This is a genomic window from Mediterraneibacter gnavus ATCC 29149 (genome assembly GCF_008121495.1).
Lineage (GTDB): Bacteria > Bacillota > Clostridia > Lachnospirales > Lachnospiraceae > Mediterraneibacter > Mediterraneibacter gnavus.
In genome coordinates this window covers 649,692-663,275 of record NZ_CP043051.1, presented here as the reverse complement: position 1 = coordinate 663,275, position 13,584 = coordinate 649,692, and the positions used below count along the sequence as shown (strand labels likewise).

The window sequence follows — 13,584 nt, the reverse complement described above, 5'->3', positions numbered from 1 at the left end:
GATGAGGTTTATCCATTTGTCAGATCTGCACATCGGCAGACAGCTTCATCAGTACAATTTAAAAGAAGATCAGGAGCATATTCTGGGGGAAGTGGTGGAGTATGCCAGAATGCTGAGACCGGATGCAATCGTGATCGCAGGGGATGTGTATGATAAGTCTGTACCATCTGCTGAGGCGGTGGGGATTTTTGACTGGTTTTTGACTGCACTTTCTGCACTGAAACCGGAAATTCCGATCCTGATCATCAGCGGAAACCATGATTCCGCGCAAAGGATTGACTATGCCAGTGGAATTCTTGGGCAAAAGGGGATTTACATTGCAGGAAAACTGCCGCAGAATCAGGAAGAATTTCTCAAAAAAGTGACACTTCAGGATGAATACGGAGAGGTGGATTTTTATCTTCTCCCGTTTCTGAAACCGGGATATGTAAGAACCGTGTTTGACGGAGAAATGCCGGAGAGCTACAGTAAGGCAGTACAGATGCTGCTGGAGAGAGAACTGGTTGATACCACCAAAAGAAACGTCATTGTGACGCATCAGTTTTATACCGGGGCAGGTCAAAACACAGAGACTTGTGATTCAGAGATTTTCTCCGTGGGAGGGATTGATAATGTGGATGTTACGCCGCTTCTTCGATTTGACTATGCGGCGCTGGGACATCTGCACAGCGCTCAGAAGGTAGGAAGAGAGTCTGTGCGTTATCCGGGGACACTGCTGAAATATTCTGTCAGTGAGTGCAATCAGACAAAATCTCTGCATCTGGTGACGCTGAAAGAGAAGGGCACACCTGTGGAAGTGGAGACTTATCCACTGCATCCGCTTAGGGATGTGAAAAAGTTCAGGGGAACACTAAAGGAATTGTTGAAAACTGTTCCTGAGGAAGCGAAAGAGGACTATGTCAGTATCACACTGACGGATGAGACAGATCCATATCGACCGAAGGAACAGCTGGAGAAGGTATTTTCCCACATTCTGGAGGTACGTATGGATAATTCCCGCACCAGGCAAAAGCTGATGAAAGATGCGGAAGTTGTGCGCATGGCATCTCCGCTTGAAATTTTCGGGGACTTTTTTCAGGAGATGCAGGGAAGAGCGCTGAATGCAGAAGAGCAGCAGGTGATGAACAAGATCGCAGAAGAGATGGAGGAAGAATAGATGAAGCCGATCAAATTGACAATGTCTGCCTTTGGGTCCTACAGGGGAGTGGAGAGAATCGATTTTACAGGAATACAAAACGGATGTTTTCTGATCACGGGCGATACCGGCGCCGGAAAGACAACCATCTTTGATGCCGTAACCTATGCACTTTATGGAAGAACCAGCGGAGGAAAGCGGGACGGAAACATGATGCGCAGCCAGTATGCAGATTCCGAGACAGACACATATGTGGAGTTTCAGTTTCTGTACCGGGATCAGGAATATACCGTCCGAAGAAATCCGGAATATTTGCGTCCTTCCAAACGAAAGAATGCGGACGGGACAATAAAGTTTGTCAAAGAGACTGCAAAGATCAGCCTGATTCTTCCGGATGGAAGTGAATTTCAGGGAAAGAAAAAGGAGATCGATCTGAAGATAGAGGAGATCATCGGGCTGGATGTCAATCAGTTTACCCAGATCGCTATGATCGCACAGGGCGATTTTTTGAAGCTTTTGCATGCGGAATCAAAAGAACGAAAGCAGATTTTTTCAAAAATTTTTCATACACGGATTTTCTGGAAGATTCAGGACACACTGAAAGAGCAGGCAAAAGAGCTGTACATTCAGTTGGAAAAAAACAGCATGGACTGCAGGCGGGAAATGGAACGGGTGCAGATTGCACAGAATGATGAAAGAAGAGATGTCTGGGAACAGCTGCTGAGCCTTCAACTGCCGCCTCAAAAAGAAGTGCTGGACTGTGTGGAAATAATCTGTCAGTCCGGGGAAGCAAAGGAGAAGAGTCAGGAGAAGAAAAATGCACAGGAAGAAAAACGTGCGGATGCGATACAGATGGAATTGAAAAACAGACAGGATACCAATCATCTGTTTGAACTGCTGAAAAAGACCGGGGAACAGTTGGAGATCTTGAAGGGGCAGGAGAGCAAAGCGGAAGAAATGCGAAAACAGATCCATGCAGCAATCCGCGCAGAGAAGGCGGCTGCAGCAGAAGAACAATTGCAGAAAACAAAGGCAGAATGCGCCAATCTGAAGAAAGAGTCCCAAGAGCTTGAAGAAAAGCTGAAACAGCAGGCAAAAGATTTGGAAAGCGCAGGTGCATTGTATCAGGAAAGAGAGGCACTTTCCAAAAAAGAAGAGCCGAAGATCCAGGAACAGATCCTCAGGATCCAGGAAATACTTCCGAAATTGAAACAGGTTCACAGTCTGAAGGAACAGTATCAAAAGTCAGAACAGGATATGCAGGACTGTATGAAAAAATGTCAGGAAACCTCACAGAGATATGAGCGGTTATATCAGAAATACTTTGAAGAACAGGCGGGCATTCTTGCAAGAGAGCTGCAGGAGGGAGAACCCTGTCCGGTGTGCGGTTCCTGCAGTCATCCGAAAAAAGCGGTATTATCCGGAGGCGCACCAAAAAAAGAGCAGGTGGAGCGTGCAAAAGCAATGCGGGATCAGGCAGAAAAAGAGCGTACAGAAGTTTTGGAACGGTTTCAGGCAGTGAAGGGAAGACTGGAGTCAGAACAGTCCATGATTGTCGGATTTCTGGAAAAAGAAGGAAAAACAGAAACGGATTTTGATGAAAAAGAAGCAGAAAATGCTCTTCGTAAGCTTACAGAAGATTTAAAAAAACTCCAGTCTTCGTTCAAAAATGCACAGGATCATTATCAGAAGCTGACGCAGGAGAAAAGCCGGATTCTGGGACAGGCAGAAAGCAAAAAATCCCAGCTGATCCTCTGGAATAAGAAAGTCAAAGACGAGGAAGAATATTTTCGGAAAGAGTTTCAAAAACAGAACTTTCAAAGTCAAGAGGAGTACGAGCAGGCAAAGCAGTGGATCAAAAGCCGGGAGGCGAGAGAAGCCAATTTAAAGAAGTATGAAACCGCTCTTTTAGAAGTATCGTCCCGGTATGAGACATTAAAACAGCAGACAGAGGGGAAACAGATCGCACCGATCGAGAAGCTGGAACAAGAACTGACGATCATTCGTGAAAAACTGCGCCTTGGCAGAGAGGAAAGTATGATGCTGCATACAAGAAATGAGATCAACCGGAGAGCAAGGAAAGCGTTGATTTGTGATTTTTCAGATGCCGAAAAGCTGCGCAGCCAATACGAAATGATGGGGAATCTAAGCCGTACGGCCAATGGAAATCTAAGCGGAAGCGTGAAGCTGGACTTCGAGACTTATGTGCAGCGCCAGTATTTCCGGCAGATCATTCATGCGGCGAATGTGCGCCTGGCAAGAATGACCGGACAGGAATTTATCCTGCAGTGCCGGGATATCGGAAGCCTGAGCAGTCAGGCGCAGGCAGGACTTGATCTGGATGTTTATGACCTGGTCAATGACTCGGTGCGGGATGTAAAAACTCTTTCCGGGGGAGAATCGTTTATGGCATCTCTTTCCATGGCACTGGGGCTGGCGGACATTGTACAAAATACAGCGGGCGCAGTGAGTCTGGAGACGATGTTTGTAGATGAGGGATTTGGATCTCTGGATGACATGGCAAGAGAACGGGCGATCCAGATTTTGAAAGAACTGGCGGGAGAAAAAGGACTTGTGGGAATTATTTCACATGTCAATGAATTAAAAGAGCAGATCGAATGGCAGCTGGAAGTAAAAAAAACAGAGCATGGAAGTCATGTAAAGTGGAATTTCATGGAATAAAAGACAGGAAGTGATCGACATGAGAAAAACAGCAGTCAGGGCAGTGGCTCTGGCAGCGGTCTGTTTTCTGAGTGTGTTTGGGACATGCAGCTATGCAAAAGAGGCCACATCGGAGCCGATCCAGATTGTAGTGTTGGGTGACAGTATCGCAAAAGGATATTGCGGAGCAAACAAACCCGAGCTTTACTGTTATGGACAGACTGTGGCAGAAGAAATCGCACAGGGAGCAGGAAAATCATATTTGTATCAGAATTATGCGAAAAACGGACTTGCCACTCGAGAATTCAACGAAAAGGTGTTGAAAGGGCAGGAAGTGCAGGATAGTCTTTCCGGGGCAGATGTGATTTTGATCACAATGGGATCCAATGATCTTCTGAATGAATTTAAGAAGACCGCACAGGAAATTTTGAATACGGATACAAAATTTAAAAGTGCGGATGAGGCGCTCAAAGAAGTGACAGAGCATGTGAAAAGTAATCCGCTTTTAATCTTTCGCATCATTGATGCTCTGGGAAACTGGGATTATCAGGAATTTGAGACACAGTGGATAGAGGCTATGGATACCATTTCTTCCTGTAAAAAAGAAGAGGCACAGATCGTAGTGACCAACATTTACAATCCGGTGAAACAAATGGAGCTTCCGGGAACGATGAATCAGGTCGTGGAGGATATCATCGGGAATATGAACCGGATTCTGGAAAAGCGAAGCAGCGAGTACGGATATCAGATTGCAGATCTGGCGAATTCACAGGTGACAAAGCATGTCCAGAAGGACGGACTGCATCCGGATCAGGCAGGACAGGATCTGATCGCCGAAATTGTGCGGGCGCAGATTACAGGGTATGAAAGAAATATGCCCAAAAGTCAGGTAGACGGAACCGCCGTGAAAGTGGAAGAAATCCCGGAGGAGAAACAGTCACAGATCAGACCTGAGAAATGGGGCATCTGTCTGATCCTGGCAGCAGTCATGCTGGGCGGTGTCAGATTTTTGCAGAAAAATAGGAAAGAAAACAGGCATAAATAAAGTACAAAACTATATCACAGTTATAACACAAAAACTTCACAAAGTTCTGGTATCGTCTTATCTTATAAAACAGGGAAATCCTGTAAAAAGCAGGGAGTAGGAGGACGAGATTTTGATAGAAGTAAAGAACCTTGTGAAAAAATACGGAAATCATATGGCCATAGACCACCTGAATTTCAAGATTGAAAAAGGGCAGGTCTATGGTTTTTTAGGTCCAAACGGGGCAGGAAAGTCTACCACGATGAATATTATGACGGGGTATCTTGGAGCCACAGAGGGAGAAGTACTGATTGACGGACATGATATTTTAAAGGAGCCAAATGAGGCAAAAAAGCACATCGGATATCTGCCGGAAATACCGCCGCTTTATGTGGATATGCAGGTGATGGAATATCTGGAATTTGCTGCAGAACTAAAAGGGATTCCGAAACAGCAGAGAGAGTCTGCCATCGATGAGGTGATTCAAATGGCAAAACTTGAGGATGTAAAGCTGCGTCTGATCCGCAATCTGTCCAAAGGATACCGGCAGAGAGTGGGGCTTGCACAGGCAATCCTCGGATTTCCGGAGATCATCATTCTGGATGAACCGACAGTCGGTCTGGATCCGAAGCAGATCATTGAGATCCGTGAGCTGATCCGGGAACTTGCAAAAAAACATACCGTTATTTTAAGCTCGCATATTCTGGCTGAGATACGGGAAGTGTGCGATTACATTCTGATCATATCCAAGGGAAAACTGGTGGCAAGTGATACACCGGACAGACTGGAGGAAAAGATGAGCGGAACCGAAACTGTGGAGATTCTGGCAAAAGCCAGTGCAGCCGAGGTTCGGGCGATATTGTTAAATGTAGAGCATATCAGTAATATCCATACCCAGGAACGGGCGGACAAAACATGCAGTGCCAGAATACAGACGGAAGGCGGATGTGATATCCGGGAAGCGCTTTTCTTTGCGTTTGCAAAAAATGAATGTCCTCTGTTGGAGTTGCAGACTTCAAGGATAAGCCTGGAAGAAGTATTTTTGGAACTGACACAAAACGATGCAGTCGGAGAGGAGGAACGGACAAATGCTGGCAATTTATAAACGAGAACTGAAGTCCTATTTTCATTCCATGACAGGGTGCGTATTTATTGCGTTTCTGGTGATGTTTACGGGAATTTATTTTATGGCATACAATCTGAATGCGGGGTATCCTTACTTCTCCTACACACTCTCAGGCTCCCTGATCGTATTTCTGGTCGGGATCCCGCTTCTGACGATGCGGAGTTTTTCTGAAGAGCGGAAAACAAAAACAGATCAGCTGCTTTTGACAGCGCCGGTAAGTCTGACAAAAGTAGTGCTTGGCAAATATTTCGCCATGGTGACAGTACTGGCAGTTCCGAATGTGATCTTCTGCCTGTTCCCGCTTTTGATCAAACTGCAGGGAACGGCATATCTTCTGGTAGATTACAGCTCCATTGCGGTATTCTTCCTGTTGGGATGTGTGTATCTGGCGATCGGGATGTTTATGTCGTCTCTGACAGAGAGCCAGATCATTGCATTTATCAGTACGTTCGGAATTTTGCTTTTGTTGTATTTGTGGGACGGAATCTTGTCTTTTCTGCCAGGCTCGGCGCTCAGCGGAATGATCGGAATCCTTTTGATCCTGACACTGATCGTTGTTTATATTTATCATATGACGAAAAACTGGATGCTTGCGGCCGGAATTGAAGCAGTGGGAATTGCGGCGGCGCTGATCGTATATTTTGTGAAATCCAGTCTGTATGAGAATCTTTTGACGAAACTCCTGGGACGGATTGCTCTTGCGGATGTCTTTATGAATATTTCGTCCAGCAATATTGTGGATGTCAGCGGATTGCTTCTGTATGTATCGATACTGATCATATTTGTATTTCTGACGATACAGACAATTCAGAAAAGGCGTTGGAGTTAGGAGGAGCGAGATATGCAGAAAATTAAGAATTTATTCAGATCGTCAGAGTCCAGAAATGGTTCATACAGTGTGGGAATCACGGCTTTGGTCATTGCGATCATCGTGATCGTCAATCTGATCGCAGGACAGATTCCGGAAAAATATAAAAATCTGGATGTCAGCAGTACAAAAATTTATGAGATTTCCAAGACCAGCAAAAAGCTGCTCAAGAACATGGATCACAAAGTGAAATTTACAGTGTTGGCAAACAAAGAAGAGACCGATGAAAGAATCGTTACATTTTTAAGTAAGTATTCGGCATTGTCTTCTAAAATTTCTGTGGAATGGATCGATCCGGTGCTGCATCCTTCGGCATTGACAGAAAATGATGCGTCCGAAAACAGTATTGTAGTCTCATGCCAGGATACCGGAAAGAAAAAAGTAGTTTCTTTCAGTGATATCATTGTTACGGATATGTCTTCCTACTATTACACAGGAAGTGCATCGGAGACGAAATTTGACGGAGAAGGACAGTTAAGCAGTGCGGTGAATTACGTAACGAGTGATGTGGTACGCAAAATTTATCAGACATCCGGACATGGCGAGACGACATTGTCTTCTACAATTCAGGATCTGATGGATAAAAATAATTATACGCTGGAAGGATTAAACACGGTCATGAATCCGGAAATTCCGGATGACTGCGAATTGCTTCTGATGTATGCTCCGACCTCGGATCTTACTGCAGATGAGAAAAATTCCGTGGAGTCATATTTAAAAGACGGCGGTAAGATGATGCTTCTTTTGGGAGATACGAACAGCACAGAGCTTCCGAATCTTGCATCGATCATGAAAACATACGGAATGGAAGCTGCAGACGGTTATATTGCAGATACACAGAGAAGCTATCAGAATAATTACTATTGCTTCTTCCCGCAGCTGACTGCATCAGGCGATCTGACAGACGGAATGGAATCGCAGATGGTTCTGCTTCTGAATACACACGGAATGACCTTGACAGATCCGGAGCGTGACAGTATTTCTACGACATCCTTTATGACTACATCAGATAATGCGTATGCAGTCACAGAAGACAGTCAGAGTCAGGCAGGAAGCTATGTGCTTGGCGCCGTGGCAGTGGAAGATTCCTCCCGGTTTACCGTGATCAGCGCAGGAAGTCTGATTGCTTCGGAGATTACAGATACATTCCCGCAGCTTGAAAATACAAAACTGTTTATGAATGCAGTGGCTGCGAATTTTGACGGGGCGAAGGATCTGTCGATCGAAGCGAAAAGTCTGACACCGGTCTACAATACGATGCAGCATGCAGGACTTCTTAGTCTTCTTGTGATCTTTATCCTTCCGCTTGGAATTCTTCTGTCAGGATTTGCAGTTTGGATGAAGCGTAGAAAAGCATAGAAAACCAAAAGGAGAGAGGTGGACAATGAAGAAAAAAAGAAATCCTTTACTGATCCTGCTGCTTGTGCTTGCAGTACTGCTCGTGGTCTATGCAGGCGTGGTTGTGATCGGAAAGAATCAGGAAAAAAGCAAGCAGAAGGAAGAAGAGGCAAAAAAAATCTATGTCACAGATTTAGGAAAGCTTTCTGAGATTCAGTTTGACGTGGGAAATGGAGAAATCCAGCTTGTAAAAGAAGACGGTACATGGTACGACAAGAATGACAAAGATTTTCCGCTGGCTCAAAGCTATCCGAAAAAGATGGAAAAAACATTCCGGAAGCTTGAGGCAGACCGAAAGCTGGAAGATGGGGATTCTCTGGAAGCATATGGTCTGGAGGATCCGGCATATACGGTAGTTCTCACCGATCAGGACGGCAATGAGACAACATTATATTTCGGAAATGTAACAGGAGACTCTTATTATCTGACATTGAATGAGAAAAAAGAAATCTATACGGTGAGCACCGGTGTTATTGAAGATCTTCAGTACAGTATGGAAGACATGGCACAGCTTGATACATTCCCTACGATTGGAAGCGGTAATCTGAAAAAGGTTGTCATCAGTCAGGGCACAGAGAAAACAGAGTACAGTTCAGAGAATGACGATGATGCCAAGAGTATGGCAACAATCGCGGGAGGGCTTGGAGTCCTTACATTGAAGGATGCAGCTGACTATTCCGTGGAAGAGAACGACTTGAGTAAGTACGGACTGGATGAGCAGAGCCGGACAACGGAAACCGTGACATATACAAATAACAAGAAAGAAAAGACCGTGACATTGTATTTTGGAAAAGAGGACGGAAACGGAAACCGGTATGTGATGCTTTCCGATTCAAAGATCGTGTATCTTGTGGAAAATGAGAAGTGTAAGAATATGCTGAATCAGGATACAGAATCTTAAGAAACAACCGGCTGCCATAAAGTTTATAGTAATTTAAGGATTGCTTTATTGACAGCCGGATAAAAACGAGAGACAATGTTTTCTATATTTAAGAAAAGGCGGTAATCGATACAATGAAAGAAAAATTTATGAGATTTATGCAGGGACGATACGGAGTGTTGGATACGCTCGGCAAGGTTTTGCTGGTGTTGGGATTGGTTCTGGCATTTTTTGCACCTGTCTTTTCAGGAGACCATGTGATAGGAATGGTATTTTACCTGCTTGGCTGGGGATGTCTCATTTATGCATATTTCCGGATGTTTTCCAGAAATGTGAGAAAGCGTTATGATGAGAACGTAAGATTCCTGAACAAGACAGCGAAGATACGCGGATTTTTCAAAAGTCAGAAAAATCTGATGGCGCAGAGAAAGGATTATCATATCTATACCTGTCCGGGATGCAAGCAGAAAATCCGGATTCCGAGAGGCAAAGGAAAGATAGAGATCCGCTGTCCGAAGTGCGGGACAACATTTATCAAGAAGAGCTGAGATTACATAAAGGGATAGAACATAAAGGGGAGCAGACAAAGGACAATGACAGATCCATATCATGTGTTGGGAGTATCACAAGATGCTTCTGACGAAGAAATCAAAAAGGCGTACCGGGCACTGAGCAGAAAGTATCATCCGGATGCCAATATTAATAATCCGCTGAAAGAAGAAGCGGAAGTGAAGTTTAAAGAAGTACAGCAGGCATATCAGCAGATCATGGATGAGCGTTCCCGTGGATATTCCTCCGGAGCGGGAAGCAGTGCGGGATATGGCGGCTGGTATCAGAATCAGCAGAGAACAGATGCCGGGGATGAGAACAGCCAGTACTTAAGAGCGGCTGCAAACTATATTCAGAGCGGACATTATACGGAGGCGCTCAATGTATTAAACAGTATCAAAGAGCGTGGAGCGCTGTGGTATTTCTACAGTGCATCGGCGAACTCCGGTGTGGGCAATAACGTGACGGCGCTGGAACATGCAAAAGAAGCAGTCCGGCTGGAGCCGCAGAACATGCAGTATCAGATGCTTCTGCAGCGGCTGCAGGGCGGCGGAGGCTGGTATCAGCAGAGACAGAGTATGTATGGATATCCAAGTTCTGTAGGCGGAGACTGGTGTATGAAGCTGTGTATTGCAAATATGATGTGCAATCTGTGCTGCGGCGGAAGCGGCTTGTGCTGTGGAGGTTACAGCGGCGGAGGATACGGCGGCTATATTTAGAATAAGAGTGGAAGAAGAATCCCGGAGACGGGGTTCTTTTTTTGGATGAAGGGACAGGAGGAGAGGTTATTGACTAATCAGACCATTGAGATTATGATGAAAACAGTGACCACAGATTTTTTGAAAGTGAAAAATCGTATCAGGACAAACAGGAAACATTAAAACAGTCATTGAATGGAATCTGGAAATTCCAATATTCAGTGAATGCAAAAAAACGTCCGGTTTCCTTTTATGAAAATGACTATGATATTTCTGAATTTGATGAAGTTCAGGTTCCGCAGCATATAGAGCTGGCGGGATATGACAAAATTCATTATATCAACACCATGTATCCCTGGGAAGGACATGAATATCGCCGACCTGCGGGGACGTGCAATCATATCGGAGAGGGGATGTTCAGCGAAGCTTCTTATAATCCCACAGGTTCTTATGTCCGTTTTTTTTGATCTGGAGGAAGCCTTGATCGGAAAAAGGGTGATCTTAAGTTTTGAAGGGGCAGAGCAGGCAATTTACGTATGGATAAACGGTGAGTTTGTGGGATATGCGGAGGACAGTTTTACCGTGTCTGAATTTGACATTACACCGTATGTAAAAGAAACCGGAAATCGTCTGTGTGTGGAGGTACATAAACGAAGTACGGCGGCTTTTCTGGAAGACCAGGACTTTTTCCGATTCTTTGGATTGTTCAGAGATGTAAATTTATATGGACTGCCGGATATACATGTGTCTGATCTGTGGATTCGTCCAAAGTGTGCACTGGACGGCAGACAGGCGTCGATGGAAATAGAATTGAAAACAACAAAGGGAAAGACCGTATCCTATGCGGATGCCAGAGCAGAGATATGTCTGTTGGATGGTCATCAGATGATTGCAAAAGAAGAAGCTTCCGTATCAGAAAGTTTCAGAGCGGATCTTACGATCAACGAACCTGTACAACTCTGGAATTGTGATGATCCGAAGCTGTATCAGGTGGAAATCCGAATCTTTGACGGACAGGGAGATCTCATAGAGATCATTCCTTATCAGGTGGGATTTCGAATGATTTGCATTGAGGATGGAAAAATAAAACTAAATGGAAGACGGCTGATCATAAACGGTGTGAACCGACATGAGTGGAATGCAAAAAGTGGAAGATGTATTTCAGAGAACGATGAGATTTATGATATTGAATGTATGAAACGCAACAATATCAATGCGGTTCGTACCTGTCATTATCCGGATCGTACAACCTGGTATTATCGCTGCGATGAAGCTGGAATTTATGTGATGGCAGAGGTAAATCTGGAAAGTCACGGATCCTGGCAGAAGATGGGATCGGTTGAGCCGTCCTGGAATGTACCGGGAAGTGTGGAGCTTTGGCAGGATGTTGTTTTGGATCGGGTAAAATCGAATTTTGAAATGTTTAAAAATCATACATCTGTGTTATTCTGGTCTCTTGGAAATGAATCCTATGCAGGAGAGGTACTCAAAGAAATGAATGCGTATTATAAAAAGAGAGACCTGGGGCGTCTCGTTCATTATGAAGGAGTATTTCAAAACAGAGACTATGAAGACAATATTTCCGATGTAGAGAGCCAGATGTATGCACCGCCGGGACGTGTTCGGGAATATCTGGAAAATGAGCCGAAAAAACCGTTTATCCTGTGTGAATATATGCATGATATGGGAAACTCACTTGGGGGTATGAAATCGTATATCGATCTGCTGGATCAGTATGAAAAATATCAGGGTGGTTTCATTTGGGATTATATAGATCAGGCACTTTTGGTAAAAGATGAGATTACCGGTCGTGAAGTACTTCGATATGGGGGAGATTTTGATGACCGTCCGTCGGATTATGAATTTTCGGGAAACGGAATCGTATTTGCAGATCGAACAGAAAAACCGGCAATGCAGGAGGTGAAATATTATTATGGACTCCAGAAATAAACTTAGAATCGTCTTCGGAGATGTGACGGTTGGAATTCATGGGGAGGATTTTCATTATATTTTCTCAAAACAGACAGGGGGAATGGAATCCCTTGTAAAAGCAGGAAAGGAATGGCTGTATCGAACTCCGTATCCCACATTCTGGAGAGCGACTACGGATAATGACAGAGGAAACGGATTCCCTTTAAGATCAGGAATGTGGCTGGGGGCAGATCAGTTTCGAAAGTGTATCGGTTTCCGGCTTTTGGCAGATGGAGAAGCGGTAGAAAATCACAATGCTCCGGAAAATAATGTGTACAGCAATCAGGAATATGTACAGGAGGCGGTGCTTACATATACCTATGAAACCATCACAGTTCCTGCGACTACAGTGGATGTAAGCTATACAGTCCATGCAGATGGGAAAATACATGTTTTGGCTCATTATCATGGAAAAGAAGGACTGCCGGAACTGCCGGTATTTGGAATGCGGTTTATTATGCCGACAAAGGCAGTCGGATATTGCTATGAGGGTCTGTCAGGAGAAACATATCCGGACAGAATGGCGGGAGGAATTTATGGAAGATATGAAGTGGAAGGTCTTCCGGTCACGCCATATCTGGTTCCCCAGGAATGCGGGATGCATATGGAGACAGAATGTGTTACGGTATATCGAAAGGATACGCTGAATAATTCGGATACGTCAGAAGAAACATTCGGCCTTACGTTTCGTGCATGCGGCGAAAAGTTTGGATTTTCCTGTCTCCCATATACGTCAGAAGAGTTGGAAAATGCAACGCATCAGGAAGAACTTCCATTGCCGCGGAGAACCGTAGTCTGCATCTGCGGATCAGTACGTGGAGTAGGTGGTATTGACAGTTGGGGCAGTGATGTGGAAGATCCGTATCGCATCAGTGCACAAAAGGATATTGTCTATGAGTTTGTGATAGAATAGAGGAGCACATAGAGAGCGAGGGTATCACACGAGCATCAGATTTGATGATCGTGTGATACCCTCTTTTTATGAAATTTGTTGAAAAATAAGTCAGTAATCAAACCGAGTATAAGAAAAAGTACGATGACAAGCAGCCACAGAGGTACTCCGGGATGATTGTACAGTTCATAGATTTGTTGTGGATTCATAGTATCTGTGATTTTTTTTGATATTCTCTGTCTGGATTAAATCACCGAGGAATTGTCCGATCACGACGCCGATGATATTTCCTGCTGTAACGAAAAAAGCGGGGAGTGGTTTTTGGCATAAAATCAGGATCAGGCACAGACTCCAGATTCCGCAATAAAAATTGCGTGTAGTC

10 protein-coding genes and 1 pseudogene are annotated in these 13,584 nt (G+C 44.5%); all 11 read left to right on the top strand.

The window, feature by feature from the left end:
• The first annotated feature begins 1 nt into the window (after position 1).
• The 11 genes and pseudogenes from FXV78_RS03320 (at position 2) to FXV78_RS03270 (ending at position 13,223) form a co-directional block, all read left to right on the top strand.
• A complete protein-coding gene (locus tag FXV78_RS03320; RefSeq protein ID WP_004842494.1) occupies positions 2-1,156 on the top strand; it encodes an exonuclease SbcCD subunit D in 1,155 nt (384 codons plus the stop codon).
• Entirely contained in the window at positions 1,157-3,817 is a 2,661-nt protein-coding gene (locus tag FXV78_RS03315; protein WP_004842495.1) for an AAA family ATPase, read from the top strand. It begins immediately after the preceding gene.
• 19 nt (positions 3,818-3,836) lie between these two features.
• On the top strand, positions 3,837-4,841 hold the full coding sequence (locus FXV78_RS03310) for an SGNH/GDSL hydrolase family protein (protein WP_004842497.1): 1,005 nt from the start codon (positions 3,837-3,839) through the stop codon (positions 4,839-4,841).
• 112 nt (positions 4,842-4,953) lie between these two features.
• Positions 4,954-5,925 carry an ABC transporter ATP-binding protein gene (locus FXV78_RS03305; RefSeq protein ID WP_004842498.1) on the top strand — a complete coding sequence of 324 codons (972 nt, stop codon included), beginning with the start codon at positions 4,954-4,956 and terminating at the stop codon, positions 5,923-5,925.
• Complete coding sequence (locus tag FXV78_RS03300) at positions 5,909-6,775, top strand: ABC transporter permease (RefSeq protein ID WP_004842500.1); 867 nt, start codon at positions 5,909-5,911, stop codon at positions 6,773-6,775. The genes FXV78_RS03305 and FXV78_RS03300 overlap by 17 nt, the downstream gene beginning before the upstream one ends.
• Before the next feature lie 12 nt (positions 6,776-6,787).
• On the top strand, positions 6,788-8,173 hold the full coding sequence (locus FXV78_RS03295; protein ID WP_004842502.1) for a DUF7088 domain-containing protein: 1,386 nt from the start codon (positions 6,788-6,790) through the stop codon (positions 8,171-8,173).
• Between the two features lie 25 nt (positions 8,174-8,198).
• A complete protein-coding gene (locus FXV78_RS03290) occupies positions 8,199-9,113 on the top strand; it encodes a DUF4340 domain-containing protein (RefSeq protein WP_004842504.1) in 915 nt (304 codons plus the stop codon).
• 113 nt (positions 9,114-9,226) lie between these two features.
• Positions 9,227-9,640, top strand: coding sequence for a zinc ribbon domain-containing protein (locus FXV78_RS03285; protein ID WP_004842506.1), 414 nt, complete (start codon positions 9,227-9,229; stop codon positions 9,638-9,640).
• Positions 9,641-9,685: 45 nt separating this feature from the next.
• Positions 9,686-10,360: a J domain-containing protein gene (locus FXV78_RS03280; RefSeq protein ID WP_004842508.1), complete on the top strand. Its 675-nt coding sequence runs from the start codon at positions 9,686-9,688 to the stop codon at positions 10,358-10,360.
• A gap of 95 nt (positions 10,361-10,455) precedes the next feature.
• Positions 10,456-12,289: pseudogene (locus tag FXV78_RS03275) on the top strand (glycoside hydrolase family 2 TIM barrel-domain containing protein); the annotation flags it as partial.
• Positions 12,273-13,223, top strand: coding sequence for a beta-galactosidase small subunit (locus FXV78_RS03270; protein WP_004842515.1), 951 nt, complete (start codon positions 12,273-12,275; stop codon positions 13,221-13,223). The pseudogene FXV78_RS03275 and the gene FXV78_RS03270, both read left to right, overlap by 17 nt.
• Positions 13,224-13,584 lie beyond the last annotated feature (361 nt).